We start from the raw sequence: 21,038 nt of genomic DNA, 5'->3' as shown, positions 1-21,038 counted from the left end.
ATTAATTTAAATTCATTTGAATATTTAGACATAGAAAAAACCCAATAACTTTCTGGACATTTTTTTATTTTGTCCAAGTTATTGGGTTCACTTCAAAGAGGTTATGTTTTTTACTTTGATGATGAAATACCAGCTGTCATATAAGTGTTTAGAGCATTTTTTAGTTGAGAATCTTTTACATTGACGTTTTCTTTACGTAAAATTTTTCCAACAATTGCTTGAATTTTTGATGTGTTTTTCTGATCATTCAAGAATGATGATACAATTTGATCTGATAATTTATTTCGGACGCTATTTAAACCAGGTTTAGATGCTTTTTTGTTTAAAGTAATAACGTAATAACCACCATTTGAACCAGTAATAGGTGAGCTTGAGTAGTCGCCTGATTTGTTCAACTTAAATGCAGCGCTCTGTATGGCTGTATCAATAGCTGTACTAGTTGAATCAAATGCGGGTAATTGGCCATTTTGTTTTGCGTATGTTTTATCCGTTGTATACTTTTTATAAACAGTATCCCAGTTTTCGCCAGATTTCAAATCATCAATGGCTTTTTTAGCAGCATCTTCATTTTTCGCAGTGATTAAGGAAATCGTAGTGTTTTGATGATAATTCTTATAGGCATCATTGAGTTGCTTGTCAGTTATTTTGTAATTTGCTTTAACTGCGGCAGTCATAATTAAGTTGTTTTTGATATTTACCTTTAGTTGATCTTCGGTTGTGTTGTTAGATGCCAAGGCTTGCTTAAATGAATCGCCATATTGTGCTTTTTGTGTATCAAAGGCATCTTGAATATCTGATTTTGATACGTTACCACCATATTGCTTAGCAAGAACCTTGTTAATAACCATATTAGCAAATTCTTGTTGTCCGGCTGATGACTTTTTAATGTCAGCTATGAATTCGTTTTCTGTGATTTTTCCTGAGTCTGACGTCATCAAAGTCTTTGATGAGTTTAAACCAAGGAAGACAAGACCCCCAATAAAAATTACTACAAGGAGCCCCCAAATAAATTTACGCATAACGTGTTTCGTTTCCTTTTCTAATGAGTATTTGAATAGTTTACCACAAAAACAGTTATTTCGCTTTAAACTTTGCTAATTCAGCATTGAGATGAGTCGTTTTTTCTTGAATACGGTCTAAGTGTGGTTGATTTTTGAAATTCATTTTTTCAATATCACGTTGAATGTCTTCTTGAACTGCTTGCGCCGCAATTAATTTTTCAGATACGATAGCTTGCTGAGCTTGAAGTTTTTTTGTTAATGTCGCAATTTTTTTAATTTGAGTTGTCAGATTTTTCAAATTATCAAAAATTTTCATAAGTTTCTCCTTTAAAATTGAGAGGCAATTGCATTAGCAATTGTTTGATACCGTTCTGCTGAAAATTCTGCACTATTATCAATTGTGGGCGCAAGTTTGTCATTTAGTCCGTCATTATCATAGCGTGGAATGAGGTGCCAGTGTGAGTATAAAACAGTTTGACCAGCAGAAGGGCCATTATTAGATTGTATGTTAATGCCACTAATTTTATTGTTGCTAGCTTTAATGGCTCGCGCAATTTTGGGCAATTTTAATAATACTTTTTGTGCTAAATCGTCATCGTATGAAAAAATGTCAGTGACTGGTTGCTTTGGTACAACCAGTGTGTGGCCTGGTGTGACCTGTGAAATATCTAAAAATGCTAAGATATCGTCATCTTCATATACTTTGTAGCTTGGAATTTCACCAGCAATAATTTTATCAAAAATTGTCATGTTTTACCCTCATTTCTTTTTGTTCTCTCTATTATAGCAAATAATACGATATGCCTGTTATAATAGATGACATGGGATTAAACATAGAAAACTTATCCGGCGGTTACGCTGGCAACACGGTACTCAAAAATATTTCGTTAGCAGTTGCTGATGGTGAAATTGTTGCTTTGATTGGCTTGAATGGCGCTGGAAAGTCAACGACGATCAACCATGTTATCGGAGAATTACGACCAAAGCAGGGCACTATCACATTAAATGATATACAGTTAGCGAATGAGCCCACAGCTTTTAAATCACAAATTGCATATATTCCGGAACAGCCCATTTTGTATGAGGAACTGACTTTAGGTGAGCATTTGCATTTGATGTTAGCTGCTCATGAAATGGATGATAGTACTTCTTGGGACCATGCGCTTGCGTTACTTAAAGTATTTCGTCTAGAAGATAAATTACATTGGTTACCGATCCATTTTTCAAAAGGGATGCGTCAAAAGGTGATGCTGGTGTCAGCTTTCATGTTAGATGCACCATTGTTAATTGTTGATGAGCCTTTTTTGGGATTGGATACACTAGCACAAAAAGCAGTTACTAACCTTTTGCGCCAACAGGCTAAGGCTGGACGAAGCGTTTTAATGACAACGCATTTGTTGGCGTCAGCGACTCAATTTGTTGATAAATTTATTGTTTTACATGACGGGCATGTTTACTTTGAGGGTTCACCCAAAGCATTGGCACAAAAATATGGGTTACCGATGACGCAATTGGATGATTTTTTTGATTTGATACAAGGGGCTGGAATTGATGACGTTAAATAATCTTTTCATGCAGCGTTTTGCTCGTGCACAACGTACAAATATGAAATATTTAAGATTACTTTTCAATGATCATTTCGTTGTGTTCCTTTTAATTGCTTTTGGTGTTGGTGTGCTAGGTTATCGACAACTAATCACTTCTCCGATCCTTAACTCAATTTTGCAATCAAACTGTTGGTGGCTTGTTGAGGTGCTATGGATGCTTTTGGGATTACAGGTAGGCACAATTGTGACCTATTTAAAACCTGCCGATCGTCTATATCTAATGGGTAGTGATCAAATAATAATAAAAAAGTATTTTAATCATAGTATGATACTGAGTACTATTTATGGTGCTTTGTGGCAATTAGCTTTTGTTGTTGTTTTAACACCTATTTTAGTGCAAAGCCATCGGTTTACATTGACGCGTATGATGTTGTTGTTATTGTTTATGGTAAGCTATAAATGGTTGTTATTGTTAGCCACACGTGCGACTTTTTTTGTAAACCCAAGACTTGTATGGTTGGAATCTCATGTGATTGCACGCCGATTGTTGTTAAACTTTTTAGTGCCGGCCATGATGACCACACTAATACGACAGCTGCCAAGCGATTTCATATGGATGTTTGGAAGTGTTTGGATGATTTTGATTGTATTATTGGGCAGGGTGACTTACATTAGTGAATCAAGATCTAACAGTTTGGCGATTGATTGGCCGGTAGCTGTTTCTCAAGCGATAGACCATGAGCAACGGGTGTTGCATTTTTATGCGACTTTTGCCGAAGTACCAAACCAACCACGTACATCTAAACGGCGACATTATCTGGATGTTATCATTAAGTGGCTGGCTAAACGGCAGCCAGTCATATATCGCTTGTATTTAACACGCTTTATGCGAGATACTGAATTGTTACCACTGATTATGCGTTTAATAACTGTAGCTATTATTATTTTGTACGCTTTAAATGATGTACCAACATGGTTAATTGCAGGAATTGCATCGCTTATGATGTATCTGGTGATATTTCAGTTAGTGCCGCTTTATACGACAACGCAACAAAATATTTGGACCCGTCTATTACCAATTGATAATAAATCGAATCAAAAAGCGTTTAGTCATTTAATAAAACAAATGATGATGATCCTGATTGTTCTATTTACGTGCGTTAGTGCCATACATGGTTGGATGGCGCTAATTGCTGTAGGTATCACAATGTGTGTTGTTAGTCTATTTTTAAACCGCGTTTATATTCCCCAAAAAATAAAATAAAAAGAAAGCCATGTGTTAACCCATATAGAACACATTGAGAAACGATATGCATCTTCGAGCAAAACCCTGGGCACCTGATTGGTTAACCGAACATTCTGATATTGTGATTGATCAAGAACAGGCAACGGCAAAAATTGGTCAGTGGCAAACGCTATTTGATCAAAATCAACCAATTCATATTGAAATTGGTTCTGGAAAAGGACAATTTATATTAGGGATGGCGTTAGCTCATCCAGAAATCAATTATATCGGCATGGAAATTCAAGAAACAGCTGTGGCAATGGCTGCGCGTAGAAGTTTTGACCAAGTAGGTAAGTTGCCAAATTTGCGTTACATTTATGGTAATGGCAACGGTGTAGAGACTTATTTTGAAAAAGAAGAAGTGTCGAAACTGTACCTTAATTTTTCTGATCCTTGGCCAAAAAAGCGACACGAATCTCGTCGCTTAACTTACAAATCATTTTTAAAATCCTATGAAGCAATTTTGCCACAACATGGTGAGGTCGAATTTAAAACGGATAACCGACACTTGTTTGAATACTCAATGATTAGTTTTATGAATTATGGTATGCGATGGACAACGGATGATTATACATTAGACTTGCATCATGATGTTGAAAAGGTTGCTGGTAATATTGAAACTGAATATGAACAAAAGTTCATGGCTAAAGGTCAACCAATCTATAAGATTAAGGCTCACTTTTAGAGCCACAAGGGTTGCAATAATTATTATGAATAAAAAACGCTACTCTTAAAGGGTAGCGTTTTTATCTTTTGGGTACACCTATTTAAAAGAATCAAATTTGTGCCGTAAAAAAATATGTTAAAATATAGTGATATTGATGTTTCATTACTCAAATCCTCGCGTCGGAAGTGGTTAAAGCTAGCTGGCGCTTGTTTTTATTTTTAAGGAGATATTATCATATGTCATGGCTTTATTTATTACTTGCAGGGTTATCTGAAATATTATGGTCAACAACTATGAAATTAAGCCAAGGCTTCACTAAGATTGGTTGGGCAATGATAACAATTATCGGTTTAATTGCTAGTATGTTTTTCTTATTAAAAGCAGTGAAACAATTACCCTTTAGTTTGGCTTACCCAATTTGGACGGGTATTGGTGCTGTTGGGGCAGTGGTTGTTGGCGTGTTATTATTTCATGATAAGTTTCCAGTGGCTACTTGGTTTTTTATTGTTTTATTAATCGTGGCTATTGTTGGTATTAAAGTGACTGCTGGCGAATAATATTTTTTGAAATACATAGCAAAGTGTTATTCAATTGTTTGGATTTTGCAAATTATGATAGCATAAGTGATGGGGGTTACGATGTACGCTAAAAGATTTATTCAATTATTTTTTATTTTTTTAATCACGATGTTTGTTTCTACATACATTGTTGATATATCAGGTGTCAATAATTATTTCTACAAATCATTGTTGGCTACGATTGTGGGTTATATTATTTTGACAGTGCCACTGACCATACTAACTATTCTGAAACAAAAACGTCAATTTAAATCTGTAACTGTTTTAAAAAATAGTAATCCCTTTCAGAAAGCCCTTCAAAATTTAGATAATATTTTAATATTATCAACGGCTGATGCAGCAGGAAAGATTGCATCAAACATCATAACATTTAAACAGTCGCATACTGCGACAAATGTTTTTTATGTCGTGTCAGATGTGACCTCGCAAAGGGTTAAAAACATACGTGATAGTCAATCAGTAGCAATTGCAACTTGGTTTGATAAAAAAACGGGCACTAGATTGACTTCCAACGAGATTGACGTAAATATGGTTACATCAGATCAATTACAACAAACATTAACCAAACATTCGGAAATAAGAGAATTGTCGGACACGTTTAAAAATAAGGCAGTTATTCAATTAACACTTAGATCTGTCAAAGTTGAATCATTTCGAGATCAGCCTGTAGATATAACTTTTTAAAGTTAACATTTCAATGCGCAAGAGAAATTAACTTAGTGTTTGTATGTTTTTTAGAATCGTCACCATAAAATATGGCATTTTTGCCATATTTTATGAGGTGTGTTATAATAAACGTGTAACATCAAATAAAACTCAAGGAGAACATTATATGTCAGTTGAAGAAAAGTTTGATAATGCAAAAGACAAAATTGCTGGTAAGGCAAAAGAGGTAGAGGGTAAAGTTACAGGGGACAAACAGCGTGAAGCTGAAGGCAAGGCTCAAGGCGTTTTTGGTAAAGTAAAAGACGCAGTGACAGATGCTAAAGATTCAGTGAAGGATAGTATCAATAAATTAAAAGATGATGAAGAAAAATAAGTAAGACAAAGTTGGCCAATTGGATTAATGTCTAATTGGTTTTTGTATGCTGTAAATTGTCGCTCAAAGCGGTCAAAACACGATATTTAATTATAATGTAGTCTATATGTATGCTTAAACCGTAATCATATATATTTTTTTAAAAATAAAAGACCGTTTTATGTGAAATTCTGATAAAACGGTCAGTATGCTTGATAGAATTTTTACCAATCTTATACATACCTGTATATTAACGAGTCTATGCGTCCTTCTCATCCTTATCTTTTTTGTGAGCATCGTGCATTAAACCACTAGCGAAGCTACCTATAATTCCTGAGAAAAAGTCAAGTATTGCTGCGATCATGAAAATGCCCCTTTCGAATTTGTTTAGATTATACATCTAAACTCATATATTGTACATTTTTATTGAAAAACATGATAATTACGTTGTTTGATAGTCGCTTAGTAGCAGAGATTATCAAACGGCTCACTAAGAAGTCGAAAAGCTTGTATTGGATTAGAACCATTCGCCAAATATATTCAGGTAAAATCGACATTTACTTTGAGTACGCTAATACGGCTAAATAAATAACAAAAGGAGCTAAATTGTAGGTTTAGTTTGTAGCACTTTTGTAGCAACCTGTAGCAAAAATAGTGAATTTTAGTGATTACTGATAAGCACATATAGTTACTCTAAAGCCAATCACACCAACACTTTCCAAACAAAAAACCGTCTTACCAACAAATATGGTAAAACGGCCAATATGCGTTGAGGGGGAGTCGAACCCTCGACCTGCCGGGTAGAAACCGGCTGCTCTATCCAGCTGAGCTACCAACGCAATACAAATTATATCATAGCATAAAAACAGTAAATTTTAAAGATTTAAAACATCTATTTTAAAAATTTAATTATTCATAGTATACTAGAGGTATTGAAATGTGGGGAATTAATATATGAGAAAAGCATTTATTGCCTTAGGTGTTATTATTGTTGTACTATTGGCTGCTTTTGCAACAGTGAATCAACAACCAAAATATGCTGGTGTGTCGATTCCTAGGGCAGACTATCGACATTTAAAAGCTTCTCGTAGCAATATCAATGATTTTATTGATAAATTGGATGATTTCAATTACAAGAAGCCCAAAACGATGACAGCAATTGAAAAATCTGGTGATCAGATTATTAAACATAATAGCCGCAATTTGAGTAATGCCGATGCACAAGCACTGAGAGATGCATTTTATGGTCGAGATGGTATCATCACAATTGTCCAAGCCGCTAAAAAAGGGCATTATAATATTGATGGTAGTGTGGCATCCCGGTTTCATGATAAATTTGATACGATTATAACAATGTCTGTCAATGCAATGAATAAAAGTTCAGCACAACGTGCTGATATCGTGACGCAAATGAAAATTGATCTCAATATTGAATCAGCAATTTACAAAATTGGCGCCAAAAATGAGGAGTGAGCACAGTCATTGTGCTTTTTTGTTAGGAGGATTATTGTGGGAAAAGAAGATGCTCGAATTTTAAGGACAAAAAAGCTTATTGAGGAAACAACGATTGGTTTATTAACGACACAGCCAGAATTTTCAATTACAACGTTACTAGGTCGTGCACAAGTGACACGAGGGACTTTTTATAAGTATTATCGTAATAAGGAACATTTAATTTCAGAAGTTAATAACAGTTTATTAGTAGCATTTATGGCACAAATACAAGGTCAATTTCATCTAGCTAAAATGATTGCAGCAGTTAGTGATCGTGCCGCATTTTATAATGCAGTACTTAATTTACATCATGATTCAATTTATTTTACAACATTAATGTCACGCATGCGAACACAAATGCAAACCCAGTTGTCTGTAATAACTGATGATGAACTCCGTCGTCGACAAATATTTCAATGGGAAATAGTTACTGGTGGTTTTTGGGCACTTATTGCTAAATGGTTGGTGGAAAATATGAACTTAGCACAAACTGAATTGTTAGCAGAGTTTGTTGAAATCTTACGTATTAATACAACAGGATGGGCGCAAACTGGTTTGGCGTTATTTAATTTTGAACGTTTGGATAAAAAATAAGAGTAAGTTATATTGACGAAATGATTTGGTTTTGTTATAATTGAAAGGTTGTTAGCATAGCTACAACCACTCGGAACAGGTTGAAGTACGTGTCGGACTAGGGCCGACCCGCCTGGGATGGTGAGTCTAAGTATAAGGAGAATTCAATAATGGCATACGCAATTATTGTAACAGGCGGCAAACAATATAAAGTCGCTGAAGGCGATACAATTTTCGTCGAAAAGTTAGATGCAGCTGAAGGTGAAAAGGTTACTTTTGACCAAGTTGTTTTGATTGATGGCAAAGTTGGGGCACCTTTTGTTGAAGGTGCTAAAGTTGCTGGAACTGTTGAAAAGCAGGGCAAGCAAAAGAAAGTGATTACTTTCAAGTACAAGGCTAAGAAGAATATGCATTCTAAGCAAGGTCACCGCCAACCATATACACGCGTGAAGATTGATTCAATCGCGTAATCATTACTTGTAAAGGAGAAATAGACTTATGTTGATGAACCAAGAAAACTTACAAATGTTCGCGCACCACAAAGGTGGCGGATCTTCAGCCAACGGTCGTGACTCAGCTGGTCGTCGTTTAGGAACTAAGGTTGCTGACGGACAAGCTTTGACAGCTGGTTCGATTATTTATCGCCAACGTGGCACACATATCTATCCAGGTGTGAATGTTAAAAAGGGTGGCGATGACACACTTTTTGCTTTGTCAGATGGTGTCGTAAAGTTTGAACGTAAAGGTCGCGAAAAGCGTCAAGTATCTGTTTACTCACGTGAACAATACAATGAAATTTTGGCTGCTGCAAAGTAATCCAATTTAAAAATCAGGACAATTTATTGTTCTGATTTTTTTAATGTCCAAAGCAATAACGAGACGAGGAATCAATAGATTGAATGGGTACTTGTGCTATAATGAAAATATCGACTAAACAAAAAGGATACATTATATGACTAAATATTTTGAAGCACGAATTACCAAATTACAAAAACTTTTAAAGAAACTATCTCTTGATGGTATGATCGTTTATCAAGGCGCTAATACAAAGTATTTAACAGGTTTTGATGGTGGTACTGGTGACGGCGTTATTGTCATTGGGCGCAATCAGGCACGCTTAATTACTGATTCACGTTATGAAACGGATTATAGTCATCGTTTACCTGCAGGAGTTGATTTGAAAATCACTCGTGCCTATTACGAAGAGGCAGTAGCTACCGCCGTAGAATTCAATATTAAACAATTGGCGTTTGAGGCAGACTTGCCATACAATATCTATGATTATATTGATGAATTATTACCAGCAGATATTGCCTTTGATGCATTACCTTCAGCTGTTGAAGCGCTGCGAGAGATAAAAGACGATTCCGAATTAGCAGCCTTACGAAATGCAGCTCAAGCCTCCGTGCACGCATTTAATGAGTTGCTTCCTTTGATTAAAGTTGGTATGACGGAACGTCAAGTTGCCAATGAATTGGACCGCTTGCAAAAGAAATATGGTGCTGAAAAAGCATCGTTTGATACGATTGTTGCATCAGGATATCGCTCAGCATTACCACATGGTGAAGCGACGGATAAAGCCATTGAATCAGGAGATTTGGTTACAATTGATTTCGGCTACTATGTTGCAAATTACACATCTGATGTAACACGTACCATTGCTGTTGGAAACATTAGCGATGAACTAAAAGAAGTTTATGCAGTAGTCAAGCAAGCGAATGAGAATGCCATTGGCATTATAAAACCAGGTATTTCTGGTAGCGAAATCGATCATGTGGCAAGAGATTACATTGCAGCGCATGGTTATGGTGAGTATTATAATCATTCAACAGGTCACGGCGTTGGTTTAGATATACACGAGGGGCCTGCATTAAGCGCACAGTCAAGTGATGAAATACAAGCAGGACACTTATTGACAATTGAGCCAGGGGTTTATTTAGCTGAAAAAGGTGGTGTTCGTATTGAAGATGATATCATTGTGACACAGGATGGTTATGAAAATTTGACGGCGGGTATTACCAAAGATTTGATTATAATCGAGGGTTAATATGAAACAGGCACGATTAGATTTTTTGGTGGTTTATCGTGGTAATTTGGTGACTGGATTTGATTATATTTATGTTAAACGACATGAAGGGCACGCATTTTGGCAAAGCCGAGACAAGCGTCAAGAAGTCAAAAACATTTTAGATATTGATTTTGATTATTACAACCCACATTTTAATGAAAAGGGTGAATCATTCAAATGGCGATATCAAGAGCCTTGGGTGGATATGACTACATCTTGGGATGCTTTTGCGCAAGAAGCCATGTCATATCTTAACACATGGATGTCTGAGTACCATGGTCCTTCACATATGGACGCAAGTTTAAACGATGAGTGGGGCGTACGTTACAAAGCGCCCGGTGAACATGAACGTATTATTTGGGGTTTAAACGCTTTCCCCGCGAATTTACAAAACTTTATGGCGTTTTTGTATCATTTCGGTCAATAAGACGCTGCGAAATGCAGCGCCTTTTTTGTGCAGTTAGTGTAAAATAGAACTATATAATAAAAAATATTGTCAAACATATATTTAAAATAATAAATAGCCATGGTATTATGCGGCGTATAGAAAGGATTTAGATGCTGACTGAAACAATACACCTATTGCATACAAATGATATGCATTCTCATTTTGAAAACTGGCCACGTATATTAAGATTTTTGTCAAATAAGCAAATACAGTACTCAGAAAGTTACACGTTTGATATTGGCGATGCAATTGATCGTTTGAATCCATTTACGGATGCAACAATGGGCCAAGGAAATGTGGCATTAATGAACGATGCTCATTATGATGGGGTAACCATTGGCAATAATGAAGGATTAGTGTTATCGCATGATGCAATGAATCATTTATATGATGACGCTGATTTTGATGTTATACTAAGTAATTTGAAAGAAGAACCAAATCAAACACAGCCTAAGTGGGCTCAAAATTATAAAATTATCCAAACTGCTGTTGGCACAAAACTAGCTATTTTCGCATTGACAGCCCCGTATGATCTGACATATCCTGCCTTGGGTTGGTATCCGCAGCAGATTGATGAAACAATCGATAAATTATTACCTTTGCTTCATCAACAAGCAGATGTCGTTATTCTACTATCACATTTAGGTTTGCCTACTGATGAACATATTGGTGAAAAGTATGATATTGATGTGATCATTGGCGCACACACACATCATTTGTTACCACATGGTAAACTATTAAATGGTAGTTTATTAGCTGCAGCTGGTCGATATGGGGAAAATGTTGGTGATATCACACTGTCTCTTTCCAATCATCATATCTTAAATAAGCAAGCTGTAACTACACCAATATATGAAATAGCAGAATCTGATGAAGACTACACTTTGATTAGTGGTTGGTTACGTAACGGGCAGAAATTGTTAGAAAAAAAGCATGTGACAACGTTACCACGCGACTTAACTACTGATGAACAAAATTATGATGCACTGCGAGCCTTGAAAAAATATTTTAACGTACCAGCTGCCATGGTCTCGAGTGGTATGTTTGTTGATGATTTGCCTAAAGGCGATTTAAGCCAATATGAGTTGTTGGAGAGTATGCCACATGCTATTAATCCGATGTTAATCACATTAACAGGCCAAGAAATCAAGACGCTCTTTGAAGAGATTGACGAGCAACAAAGTTGGTTAGCAACATTAGCAATGAAGGGTAGTGGATTTCGTGGTAAAGTATTTGGTTATATTCGTTTTTCTGGTATTGATCGTCAGCGTGATGGACAAATTTTATACCAAGGAAAACCGCTTGAAAATCAGAAGCAATATAACATTGCAACACTTGATCACTATAAATGGGTCCCATTTTTCCCGATTATACAACAAGCCCCTGCTAAAATACAATTAGACATTTTATTACGCGAGTTGATGGCACAATATTATCAAGAAAAGTACAGTGATACCAAACACGCTGTTTAGAGGAAAGGCACTCCATATGGATCGTGAAACATTAAAAACGCAAACATTATTGCAACAAGAAGAACGTAAAACAGCATATCAGATTACACGACACGGTGATGAAATAGAAATTGATAAACTAACGTTAGAATTGGTAGATAATTTCAAGTCGGCTTTTGACACAGAAAAGTTAGCTATCCGATATACACCTTTGCTGGCACAATATGATTATATTGTTGGCGATATTTCTGCGGAGCAGTTAAGACTAAAGGGCTTTTATCGCAATGACAAAACAGTGGCAAATGATGATAAAATAGCTTCACTTCAGGATTATTTATTTGAATATGTTAATTTTGGTGCACCTTACTTTGTTTTGGAGAATGTTAACCCGCGTCCAGTTGAACCAGAGGAGCGGTCAAAAAATAGTAAGCGATCACATAGAAATACACATAAAAAAACTGAAAAAAATAGAAATAATAGTAAAGAAAAAATCAATAAAAATAAAAAAGTGGCATCAAGTAACAAAACGACTACAAAACGCGCATTTGTAATCAAACAAAAATAACCATTTTAATGACATAAACCCTAAAGTTCGGACTGATATTATCCAAACTTTAGGGTTTATTTTTAAAAATACTGAACACATAAAAAGCCGCAACCGGAGTTGCGACTTGATATAGCTCGTGAGAGAATCGAACTCTCGATTCCGCCGTGAAAGGGCAGCGTCTTAGCCACTTGACCAACGAGCCATGGTCAGTGATGTCTGATATCCATCAGACAACTATACTAGTATAACAAGAAATAGTTTACTCGTCAATGATTAAACGATAAAACAATTATTTTACAGTACGGCATTTTTTATTGAAAGACGCTGTGCGAATCAAAAATTAATCAAGGGGAACATTAACGGCCCAATTTTCTGGACCTTTTTCATCACCATATTGAATAGCAGTCAGACGATCGTACAATTTTTGTGTCCAAGGACCAACCTCTGTCTCTGAGTAAAAGACATGTTTATTGCCATGATGCGTAATTGATCCGACAGGAGAAATAACTGCTGCAGTTCCCATAGCACCTGCCTCTGTGAATTGGTCCAAATCATTGATTGAAATGGTTGTTTCCTCGGCTTCCAGTCCCAGCTCCTTTGCGACTTCAAGAAGAGAGTACTTTGTTACTGATGGCAAAATTGAAGGTGACTTTGGTGTCAAGAAGCGACCGTCCTTTGTGATACCAAAGAAGTTTGCGGAACCTAACTCTTCAATATTTTCATGCAAACGCGGATCTAGATAAACAACATCAGAGTAGCCAGCAGCGTGTGCTTCGTCACCAGCAAGCATTGATGCGCCATAGTTACCACCAGCCTTAGCCGCGCCAGTACCACCGTGAGCTGCACGATCATATTCATTAGTAACATAGGCCGTTGGCGTTAAACCACCTTTATAGTATGCGCCAACAGGCGTTGCGTAGACTTCAAAAACATAATTATCCGCAGGATGTACGCCAACAACTGGACCACCTCCAAATTCGAATGGCCGAAGATAAAGCGTTGCACCTGTACCGTAGGGCGGGATAAAATCTTTATTTGCTTTTGTAACAGCATTTAAGGCACGCAAGAATAGTTCTTCAGGAACTGGTGCCATCATCAGCCGCGCAGCTGAATTTTGTAATCTTTTTGCGTTACGGTCAGGGCGAAACAGATTAGCACCACCATCTTGGCGTCTGTATACTTTCAAACCTTCAAAAATGTTTTGGCCATAGTGAAGACCAGTTGCTGCCTCATTCACTGGTAAATTAGAGTCAGTTTCTAGACCACCTTCACTCCATTTGCCATCTTTATAATAGGCGCGGAAGCGGTAAGGAAGGTCGTGATATTCAAATCCAAGTTCTGACCAATTGAAATCTTTGGGTTGTGCTTTCTTCTGTGACATTTTCTTCTTCTTTCTTATAAAAATATAATAATTTTACTATAACGCTTATATAAAAATTAAACAACATCTAAATGTAAATCATTTTTACGTGTTTTACCTGATTTTTTCAAGGCGTAGTACATTGCCATGCTAGCAACAACGGGTACTAAAATACCAAATACAGCAACTAGTACTAGTGCGCGAGGGTCAGATGAAGCTAATGCTATTGGTGCAATAAAGCCATTTAAGCCAAGCCCTGCAATGGCAAATGGCACTTTCAGATGAAATATACCAACAGCGACCATAGCTGACATACCAGCTATGAACGCAGGGCCAAACATGAGTAGAGGGCTTTTTAATAAATTAGGAAACTGTACTTTTGGTGTGACAATTGTTTGGGCAATATTAGCACCTATATTATTTTGTGTCCATCCCATAGCTGTGTAAACAACGAATCCTGCGGTGGTGCCAATTAAAGCGGCACCACCTGAAAGTGGATCGAGCATAACTGCAATAGCAAGGGCGGCAGAGGAGGCTGGCGTCATTAAAAACAAGAACCAAACAACTGAGACAATGAACGAACCAAGGAAAGGATTAACGCTCATTGTTGAAGCTAAAGACTCTGATACCCAGTTTAAAAATGGTGTCGTAACTGCCGCTGTACCCAATCCAAAGAATGTACCAGCGAGAACGGCGACTAGTGGCACGAGCATCATGTCTAGTGGCGTTTTACCGGTCAACCAATTACCAACGAGTACAGCCAGTACTGCTGCTAAAACAGCAGAGATTGGCTGACCAGAAGTCAACACAATTGATCCAGCAGCTTGATCAGCTACCCAACCTGTTGCAGTATGTGTTTGTGGTGTCATAGCTGAGGTGAAGTAGACGGCATTCGAACCTACCGTAGCAGAAATCAAGGCAGCACCAGTTGTCAAAATGTTAGCGCGCATCATGATGGCGATACCAACGCCAAGGGCAGGGGCCAATAACTTTTGACCCATTAGTCCAGCTTGTATGAGAGGTGTATACCCAAGTAGATTCCCGATTGAAGACATTAATAGACCCATGCCAAGCACAGCGAGAATGGCATTTGAAATGCCGGTGGAAATGTCAAACACGGCATCTCGGACGGTTGATTTTGGCCGTTCTTTGTTACTAGATGACGTTTTGTCATGTTTAGCCGCTGTGAGCGGTGCTGTTGTTGTTTGATCCATTATAAATCCTCCTAAATAGCGCTCAGTTAGTGATAAAAACACTGTTTTTCAACCAATGACTGAACTTGTGCTTGCAACATACCATAAAAATCAAAAGAAAAAGAGGCGCTAGCAATAAACTAGCGCCTCTTGAGAATGCTGAAAAATTCAACATCTTCACGCCAGTCGAGAATTGACTTCTCGACTGGTAGACAAAATAGACCAGCGAGAAGTCAGGTAATAATGACGACGTTGATCGAAATGAGTTTTGTGAAGTTGTATGAACTTAACATGAGCATCGCATGAGTTTCCTTTGATTTGATATTTTATATTATGGCATCAAAATAATTAAATGTCAACATTTTAATTTAAATCTCATTTTATGTTAAAAATATTATGGTTTGGTATAATAGTAGAAAATGAATTAGAGGTCCCGACATGTTACTTTTAGCAGTGAAAGCAATTACTGAATCAGATCGTGCTTTTTTAGCAAAATATGATGTAACGGTTGTCACACCAGATACTGTTACGGCACAGCAGATACCTGAAATTGTTATCAGTTACGCATGGGATGATGCGATTGGTAAGCAAATATTAAACAATCCAAATTCAAAATTAAAATGGATTCAAACACAATCTGCTGGTGTGGACTACTTACCGTTAAAAACGCTCAAGAATTTTGGTGTTGTCGTGACTAACGCTAGTGGCCTAAAGGCTGTGCCAATTGCGCAGACGGTCCTAAGCTATATCTTATATTTTGCGCGTGGTTTAAATGTTTACGCCTCACGAAAACATTGGGAACCTTTTACGAATCAATATCTAGTTAATGAGTTGCCCGTTTTAGTATTTGGAACAGGACGCATTGGGCAGCAAATTGCCGCGCATATTAAGGCTTTTGGTGGCACTGTCTATGGTGTGAATACAACTGGACATCCAGTTGTGGGCTTTGATGAAGTATACAGTATACATAATTATCAAAAGGCACTAGCGAAGTCGCGCGTTGTGGTAGATGGCTTACCGGGCACACCGATGACTGAAAACTTTTTTGATGCCCGCTTTTTCGAACAAGTTAATCAATTATTTTTGTTCATCAATATTGGTCGGGGCACAACGTTGAACCAAGATGACTTGCTGGCAGCAATTGATGACTCACGAGTGACCTATGCGGCACTTGATGTGACAACACCAGAACCGTTGCCTACAAATCATCCGCTTTTTGAACGTTGGCAAGTATTGCTAACACAGCATACTAGTTGGGGCGAACATGTTAATGCAGGGCGAACAGGTGGCTTATTTAGCGTTCTTGAAAAGAATCTGCAATCGTTTGTAACAGACGGCACGATTAAACAAAATGTTGTGAATTTAGATCATGGCTATTAAGTCGAATTTTGACGCAAAGAAATTGATTAAATGACGATAACTTTACACTGATTTACAAAACTAAAACATAATATGATATGTGTGTTTAAGTAATTTTGGTAGGATAGAGATAGTATAAGCGGGCATAATTATGACAAGCGTGCCTAGTGTCAAAATAAATAATTGAGAGGTTTTTTTATGCAAAAGATAGCACATCGCGGTATTTCTGCTCAGGCACCAGAAAACACCCGCGCAGCTTTTGAAAAAATGGTCAATTTGGGCGTTGACTGGTTAGAAACTGATATTGATATGACTTCAGATGGTCAGTTAGTCTTGATTCATGATAGTAAAGTTGATCGAACGTCTAATGGAAATGGTTTGGTTAACCATAATTCGTTACTTGGTTTGCAAAAACTAGATTTTGGGCAGTGGTTTGGGGACGAGTTTACGGATGAACGCATTGTTACCTTGCAGTGGCTGATTGATTTTATCAATGCGCATGCACTTAATGTGAATTTTGAACTTAAAACAGAGGTGAAGCATGAACAGCAAAATTTTTATCTGATGCGTGTTCATCAATCTTTACATCAGCTCAATCAAACAAGCCAAGTGATTGTTTCTAGTTTTGATGTCGATTTATTGAAGAAATACCATGAATTGATGCCAAAAATACCGATTGGTTTACTAATTGAAGGCGAATTGCCTAATAATATTATTGAATTAGCCAAAAATGTGGGTGCAACTTACATTCATCCCGATGTGACTTATATGACAGAAGAACAAGTTAAGTTATTATTGTCACATGACTTACAAGTCAATGTGTGGACAGTTAACGAAGCAGTAGTGGCTAAAAAGTTACAAAAATGGGGTGTACATGCAATATTTACAGATTTCCCAGTATAAATAATATTGATTCAAAATTCGATGATTGTCTGATAATGATATGATATTCTGTTTTATCAAACAGCGTTTTTAATGAAAACATGTGATAGAATAGATTTCAAAGAAATTATCGGAGGATGATTGTGGCAAAACCAGAAGAAAAACGCGATATGCGGCTGGCAACGCGCTATAGAAATGTGATTAAGAGCTTTGATAATAAATGGCATATACTTGACGATACACGTGTGCCAATTGTTCGTGAAGTATTAGACTGGTTGGAAAATCCTGATCAAAAATTGAAAATCATACACATTGCTGGAACGAACGGCAAAAGTTCAACAGGGGCAATGATGGGGGCTGTTTTGCAGGCCAATGGTTATGATTATGGCCGTTTTTCAAGCCCATATATCAAGTCATCCCGTGAACAAATTTGCATTAATGACAATATGATTTCCGAGAAAGATTTTTTGACGTATTACGATCGTATTGTTGCCATTTTTAAAACACACGGTGTTTCTGCCAATCATCTGACATATTTTGAATACTTCACAGTTATTTCTTTATGCTATTTTGTAGATCAACATGTGGATTTTGTGTTATTTGAAGCAGGTTTAGGCGGCTTGCGAGATGCCACTAATGCGATTAATGCACCACTCTTAACGGTATTTACAAAGATCAGTATTGATCACCAGAATATACTTGGGCGTAATTTGTTAGAAATTTCAGAAAATAAAGCAGCTATAATCAAACCTGGTACATGGGTAATTGATTATGCGGGGCAAGATCTAACAGCGCGACAAGTATTAAAAAATAAAACTTTGGCAGTAGGCGCTAAGTGGTTTGAATACCAACAAGATCAGATTACGATTGCAAATACAACTCCCGCAGGTTTGGATCTTATCATTAATGGCACACCCGGCTATTTTTTGAGTATGTCGGGTGCTTTTCAGGTACATAATTTTAGTATTGTATTACAAATTAAAGCAGCACTGGAGGCTTTAGGGTATCATTTTGAAGTCGAAAAAACACGGCAAGGACTTGCAAATGTTAAATTACTTGGGCGTATGAATTATCATAAAGACGTGAATATCTTATTTGATGCAGCGCATAATGTCGATGGGATTAATGGCCTTGTGTCAGCGTTAAATGCATGGCATTTAAAAATTAAACCTACTCTGATTTTAGGCGTTTTGAAAGATAAAGATTATCACGAGATGTTGGATATAATCGTGCCAAGTGTACAACGTATTATAACCGTGACACCAAACAACAAAACGCGCGCCCTATCTGCCGAAGAACTGGCAGCTGAAATATTGGTCAGTTATCCAAATGTTGATGTTGAAATTGCTAGTGATGCTTCAGCAGCTATTTCGCTGGCAATGCGTGTTCGAGAATCATCACAAGCATTGATTGTCGTTACTGGTTCTTTTTACACACTCAATGCCATTCAAAAAGATAATCGCATCTAATTTTTTGTAGGGTAAGTCGAAATCGAGTATGTGCAACCGTTACGTAAATATGTTATATTTGATTAACTTACAATAAATAAGGAGAAGAGATATGACTTTAAAGTCTCCTCAAAACAAGTTCTGGGACATGGTCGTTCAACATGCTCAAGTTGGACATGTTGCGACTGATAAACAGCCATTTTTTAGTTTGGCACCGATGGAAGCCGTTACAGATACTATATTTCGACGTGTCGTGGCTCAAGCTGGCGCACCAGATGTATATTATACTGAATTTACTAATGCCAGTTCAATGTTACATCCGCAGGCAAAGTTTTCTGTTCAAGGTAGGCTAGCTGTCGCCGAACACGAACAGCAACCAGTTGCCCAAATTTGGGGATCACGTCCTGAAGAAATTGCTGATGCTGCAAAAAAGTTACCAAGTATGGGTTATCAAGCAGTTGATATTAATATGGGATGCCCAGACAATTCAGTGATTAAAAACAATGCTGGATCGGCCTTAATTCGAACGCCAGAATTGGCCTCCGAAATTGTGGCTGCAGCTAAGTTGTCTGGATTGCCAGTTTCTGTGAAAACACGTTTAGGGTTTTATAAGCCTGAAGAATTTCGCGAATGGCTACCCGTTATTCTAAAGCAAGATGTGGCTGTTTTGACTGTTCATTTGCGTTCACGTAAAGAAATGTCAAAAGCGCCAGCACATGAAGAATATATTGATGAAATTTTGGCAATGCGTGATGCAATTGCACCTCAAACATTAATTCAGATCAACGGCGATATTAAAACACGCGCAGCTGGACTTCAACTTGTCAAAAGACATTTAGGAATTGATGGCATTATGATTGGTCGTGGTATTTTTGAAAATCCTTATGCATTTGAAAAACAGGAACGTCAACATACATTGTCGGAATCGATCGCACTGCTTAATCTACAGCTAGACCTGTTTGATGAAGTTAATGATACAATCACACCAAAACATTTTGAGGCCTTAAAACGTTATTTCAAAATCTATTTACGTGGTTTTGCACATGCTTCAGCATTGCGCCAAATGTTAATGGAAACCCATGCAACACAAGAAGTCAGGGACGTTTTGAGTCGAGAATTGCCAAAGGTCTACGCTGCCGTGGCGCAGGATAAGCATATTTATCGTGATAATCAGGCAGCAAGTGACGATATGGCCGCAGCGAATGCTGCTAAAATAGAGGCGTCAGCAACACAGTAATTTTTCGATTGCCACATAAATCAATGATTGACAGTAACGTTTATTTTTGCTAAAATTAATAGGTATTTATAGCATGTCGTTTAAACGAAATAAAATGCGAGAAAGGAGGGTTATCACATGGCAAAGGTCATCGTACGTAAGAACGAATCTTTGGATGATGCATTGCGTCGCTTTAAGCGCGGTGTTTCAAAGGACGGTACTCTCCAAGAATACCGTAAGCGCGAATTCTATGTTAAGCCTTCAGTTGCTCGTAAATTGAAGTCTGAAGCAGCACAAAAGCGTAACAAGAAGAAGGGCCGTTAATTGGTTCTAGAACGTCACTTTGGTGGCGTTTTTCTTTTGTGGTAAAATAAAGTAACAATATAATACAGGAAAGAAGAAAAAAATGTCATTACTCGAAACATTGAACGCTGATATGAAACAAGCTATGAAGGATAAAAATAAGGCTGCCTTATCCGTTATTCGTATGGTGAAATCTACAGTCATGAACGAACAAATTAGCTTAGGACACGAATTAACTCATGAAGAAGAACTCACGGTTCTATCACGTGAAGTTAAGCAACGTCATGAATCCTTGTCAGAATTTGAAAAAGGTGACCGTCCAGATTTAGCCCAAGGAATTCGTTCTGAATTGGATACGCTTGCAAAATACTTACCAAAACAATTGACTGAGGTAGAAGTTAAGGCAATTGTTGATGAAGCAGTTACCATAACAGATGCAACAACGCCAAAGGACATGGGTAAGGTTATGGGGCTTGTAACACCGCAGGTGAAAGGCAAGGCGGACGGTAAATTAGTCGCAAATCTTGTCAAAACAGCGTTAAATAAATGATGTCGGTCTGTCTAGGTATAACAAGATAAACTTATTCATGGTAAAATAGA

25 protein-coding genes, 2 tRNA genes and 1 other annotated feature are annotated in these 21,038 nt (G+C 37.3%); of the genes, 20 read left to right on the top strand and 7 right to left on the bottom strand.

Features of this window, described 5'->3' with window-relative positions; all coding sequences use genetic code 11:
• Nucleotides 1-110: 110 nt before the first annotated feature.
• The 3 genes from JOD28_RS05870 to JOD28_RS05860 are packed head-to-tail and all read right to left on the bottom strand — an operon-like array spanning nucleotide 111 to nucleotide 1,751.
• Nucleotides 111-1,019 carry a peptidylprolyl isomerase gene (locus JOD28_RS05870; RefSeq protein ID WP_204769896.1) on the bottom strand — a complete coding sequence of 303 codons (909 nt, stop codon included), beginning with the start codon at nucleotides 1,017-1,019 and terminating at the stop codon, nucleotides 111-113.
• Between the two features lie 55 nt (nucleotides 1,020-1,074).
• Complete coding sequence (locus tag JOD28_RS05865) at nucleotides 1,075-1,317, bottom strand: hypothetical protein (protein WP_204769895.1); 243 nt, start codon at nucleotides 1,315-1,317, stop codon at nucleotides 1,075-1,077.
• Nucleotides 1,318-1,328: 11 nt separating this feature from the next.
• The gene (locus tag JOD28_RS05860; RefSeq protein WP_204769894.1) at nucleotides 1,329-1,751 is read right to left on the bottom strand and encodes an HIT family protein; all 423 of its coding nucleotides are present in this window, start codon (nucleotides 1,749-1,751) and stop codon (nucleotides 1,329-1,331) included.
• A gap of 71 nt (nucleotides 1,752-1,822) precedes the next feature.
• On the opposite strand from JOD28_RS05860, the gene JOD28_RS05855 reads away from it, so the two are divergent.
• From JOD28_RS05855 to JOD28_RS05830, 6 genes are all read left to right on the top strand, one after another.
• The gene (locus tag JOD28_RS05855) at nucleotides 1,823-2,566 is read left to right on the top strand and encodes an ABC transporter ATP-binding protein (protein WP_204769907.1); all 744 of its coding nucleotides are present in this window, start codon (nucleotides 1,823-1,825) and stop codon (nucleotides 2,564-2,566) included.
• Complete coding sequence (locus tag JOD28_RS05850; RefSeq protein WP_204769893.1) at nucleotides 2,553-3,812, top strand: ABC transporter permease; 1,260 nt, start codon at nucleotides 2,553-2,555, stop codon at nucleotides 3,810-3,812. Before JOD28_RS05855 ends, JOD28_RS05850 begins: the two co-directional genes overlap by 14 nt.
• A 46-nt stretch (nucleotides 3,813-3,858) precedes the next feature.
• The gene (trmB, locus tag JOD28_RS05845; RefSeq protein ID WP_204769892.1) at nucleotides 3,859-4,518 is read left to right on the top strand and encodes a tRNA (guanosine(46)-N7)-methyltransferase TrmB; all 660 of its coding nucleotides are present in this window, start codon (nucleotides 3,859-3,861) and stop codon (nucleotides 4,516-4,518) included.
• Between the two features lie 218 nt (nucleotides 4,519-4,736).
• Nucleotides 4,737-5,057, top strand: a complete 321-nt coding sequence (locus JOD28_RS05840; protein ID WP_204769891.1) for a DMT family transporter — start codon at nucleotides 4,737-4,739, stop codon at nucleotides 5,055-5,057.
• A gap of 81 nt (nucleotides 5,058-5,138) precedes the next feature.
• Nucleotides 5,139-5,762 carry a pyridoxamine 5'-phosphate oxidase family protein gene (locus tag JOD28_RS05835; RefSeq protein WP_204769890.1) on the top strand — a complete coding sequence of 208 codons (624 nt, stop codon included), beginning with the start codon at nucleotides 5,139-5,141 and terminating at the stop codon, nucleotides 5,760-5,762.
• 148 nt (nucleotides 5,763-5,910) lie between these two features.
• Entirely contained in the window at nucleotides 5,911-6,117 is a 207-nt protein-coding gene (locus JOD28_RS05830) for a CsbD family protein (RefSeq protein WP_204769889.1), read from the top strand.
• Between the two features lie 744 nt (nucleotides 6,118-6,861).
• On the opposite strand, the gene JOD28_RS05825 is transcribed toward JOD28_RS05830, so the two are convergent.
• Nucleotides 6,862-6,935 (bottom strand) — tRNA-Arg (locus tag JOD28_RS05825).
• A 115-nt stretch (nucleotides 6,936-7,050) separates the two neighbouring features.
• Here JOD28_RS05825 and JOD28_RS05820 point away from each other — a divergent pair.
• The 8 genes from JOD28_RS05820 to JOD28_RS05785 all read left to right on the top strand — a co-directional run bounded on the left by JOD28_RS05820 (nucleotide 7,051) and on the right by JOD28_RS05785 (nucleotide 12,695).
• Nucleotides 7,051-7,569, top strand: coding sequence for a molecular chaperone (locus JOD28_RS05820; RefSeq protein ID WP_204769888.1), 519 nt, complete (start codon nucleotides 7,051-7,053; stop codon nucleotides 7,567-7,569).
• A 33-nt stretch (nucleotides 7,570-7,602) separates the two neighbouring features.
• Nucleotides 7,603-8,184, top strand: a complete 582-nt coding sequence (locus JOD28_RS05815) for a TetR/AcrR family transcriptional regulator (protein ID WP_204769906.1) — start codon at nucleotides 7,603-7,605, stop codon at nucleotides 8,182-8,184.
• Between the two features lie 54 nt (nucleotides 8,185-8,238).
• Nucleotides 8,239-8,322, top strand: a sequence feature (ribosomal protein L21 leader region).
• A gap of 11 nt (nucleotides 8,323-8,333) precedes the next feature.
• On the top strand, nucleotides 8,334-8,633 hold the full coding sequence (rplU, locus tag JOD28_RS05810; RefSeq protein ID WP_204769887.1) for a 50S ribosomal protein L21: 300 nt from the start codon (nucleotides 8,334-8,336) through the stop codon (nucleotides 8,631-8,633).
• Between the two features lie 28 nt (nucleotides 8,634-8,661).
• On the top strand, nucleotides 8,662-8,979 hold the full coding sequence (rpmA, locus tag JOD28_RS05805; protein ID WP_013103994.1) for a 50S ribosomal protein L27: 318 nt from the start codon (nucleotides 8,662-8,664) through the stop codon (nucleotides 8,977-8,979).
• 136 nt (nucleotides 8,980-9,115) lie between these two features.
• Nucleotides 9,116-10,210, top strand: coding sequence for a M24 family metallopeptidase (locus JOD28_RS05800; RefSeq protein WP_204769886.1), 1,095 nt, complete (start codon nucleotides 9,116-9,118; stop codon nucleotides 10,208-10,210).
• Between the two features lies 1 nt (nucleotide 10,211).
• The gene (locus JOD28_RS05795; RefSeq protein WP_204769885.1) at nucleotides 10,212-10,658 is read left to right on the top strand and encodes a hypothetical protein; all 447 of its coding nucleotides are present in this window, start codon (nucleotides 10,212-10,214) and stop codon (nucleotides 10,656-10,658) included.
• Between the two features lie 131 nt (nucleotides 10,659-10,789).
• Entirely contained in the window at nucleotides 10,790-12,151 is a 1,362-nt protein-coding gene (locus JOD28_RS05790) for a bifunctional metallophosphatase/5'-nucleotidase (protein WP_204769884.1), read from the top strand.
• Between the two features lie 16 nt (nucleotides 12,152-12,167).
• The gene (locus JOD28_RS05785; RefSeq protein ID WP_204769883.1) at nucleotides 12,168-12,695 is read left to right on the top strand and encodes a YutD family protein; all 528 of its coding nucleotides are present in this window, start codon (nucleotides 12,168-12,170) and stop codon (nucleotides 12,693-12,695) included.
• Nucleotides 12,696-12,807: 112 nt separating this feature from the next.
• Here the strand turns inward: JOD28_RS05785 and JOD28_RS05780 are convergent.
• From JOD28_RS05780 to JOD28_RS05770, 3 genes are all read right to left on the bottom strand, one after another.
• A tRNA-Glu gene (locus JOD28_RS05780) sits at nucleotides 12,808-12,879 on the bottom strand.
• 138 nt (nucleotides 12,880-13,017) lie between these two features.
• Nucleotides 13,018-14,058, bottom strand: a complete 1,041-nt coding sequence (locus JOD28_RS05775) for a branched-chain amino acid aminotransferase (RefSeq protein ID WP_204769882.1) — start codon at nucleotides 14,056-14,058, stop codon at nucleotides 13,018-13,020.
• A 56-nt stretch (nucleotides 14,059-14,114) separates the two neighbouring features.
• Entirely contained in the window at nucleotides 14,115-15,251 is a 1,137-nt protein-coding gene (locus tag JOD28_RS05770) for a PTS sugar transporter subunit IIC (protein ID WP_204769881.1), read from the bottom strand.
• Between the two features lie 417 nt (nucleotides 15,252-15,668).
• Between JOD28_RS05770 and JOD28_RS05765 the strand changes: the two genes are divergently transcribed.
• From JOD28_RS05765 to JOD28_RS05740, 6 genes are all read left to right on the top strand, one after another.
• Nucleotides 15,669-16,610, top strand: coding sequence for an NAD(P)-dependent oxidoreductase (locus JOD28_RS05765; protein WP_204769880.1), 942 nt, complete (start codon nucleotides 15,669-15,671; stop codon nucleotides 16,608-16,610).
• Between the two features lie 177 nt (nucleotides 16,611-16,787).
• Nucleotides 16,788-17,492: a glycerophosphodiester phosphodiesterase family protein gene (locus JOD28_RS05760; protein ID WP_204769879.1), complete on the top strand. Its 705-nt coding sequence runs from the start codon at nucleotides 16,788-16,790 to the stop codon at nucleotides 17,490-17,492.
• A gap of 116 nt (nucleotides 17,493-17,608) precedes the next feature.
• Entirely contained in the window at nucleotides 17,609-18,940 is a 1,332-nt protein-coding gene (locus JOD28_RS05755) for a bifunctional folylpolyglutamate synthase/dihydrofolate synthase (RefSeq protein ID WP_239531116.1), read from the top strand.
• 91 nt (nucleotides 18,941-19,031) lie between these two features.
• On the top strand, nucleotides 19,032-20,156 hold the full coding sequence (locus JOD28_RS05750) for a tRNA dihydrouridine synthase (protein ID WP_204769877.1): 1,125 nt from the start codon (nucleotides 19,032-19,034) through the stop codon (nucleotides 20,154-20,156).
• A 117-nt stretch (nucleotides 20,157-20,273) separates the two neighbouring features.
• Nucleotides 20,274-20,459 (top strand): 30S ribosomal protein S21, encoded by a 186-nt coding sequence (gene rpsU, locus JOD28_RS05745; protein ID WP_004899901.1) that lies wholly within the window; start codon nucleotides 20,274-20,276, stop codon nucleotides 20,457-20,459.
• A gap of 82 nt (nucleotides 20,460-20,541) precedes the next feature.
• Nucleotides 20,542-20,988, top strand: coding sequence for a GatB/YqeY domain-containing protein (locus JOD28_RS05740; protein WP_204769876.1), 447 nt, complete (start codon nucleotides 20,542-20,544; stop codon nucleotides 20,986-20,988).
• The last annotated feature ends 50 nt before the right edge of the window (nucleotides 20,989-21,038 follow it).

The sequence above is a fragment of the Leuconostoc rapi genome (assembly GCF_016908715.1).
In the GTDB taxonomy this organism is placed as follows: Bacteria; Bacillota; Bacilli; order Lactobacillales; family Lactobacillaceae; genus Leuconostoc; species Leuconostoc rapi.
This window is presented reverse-complemented; position numbering and strand designations above follow the sequence as displayed.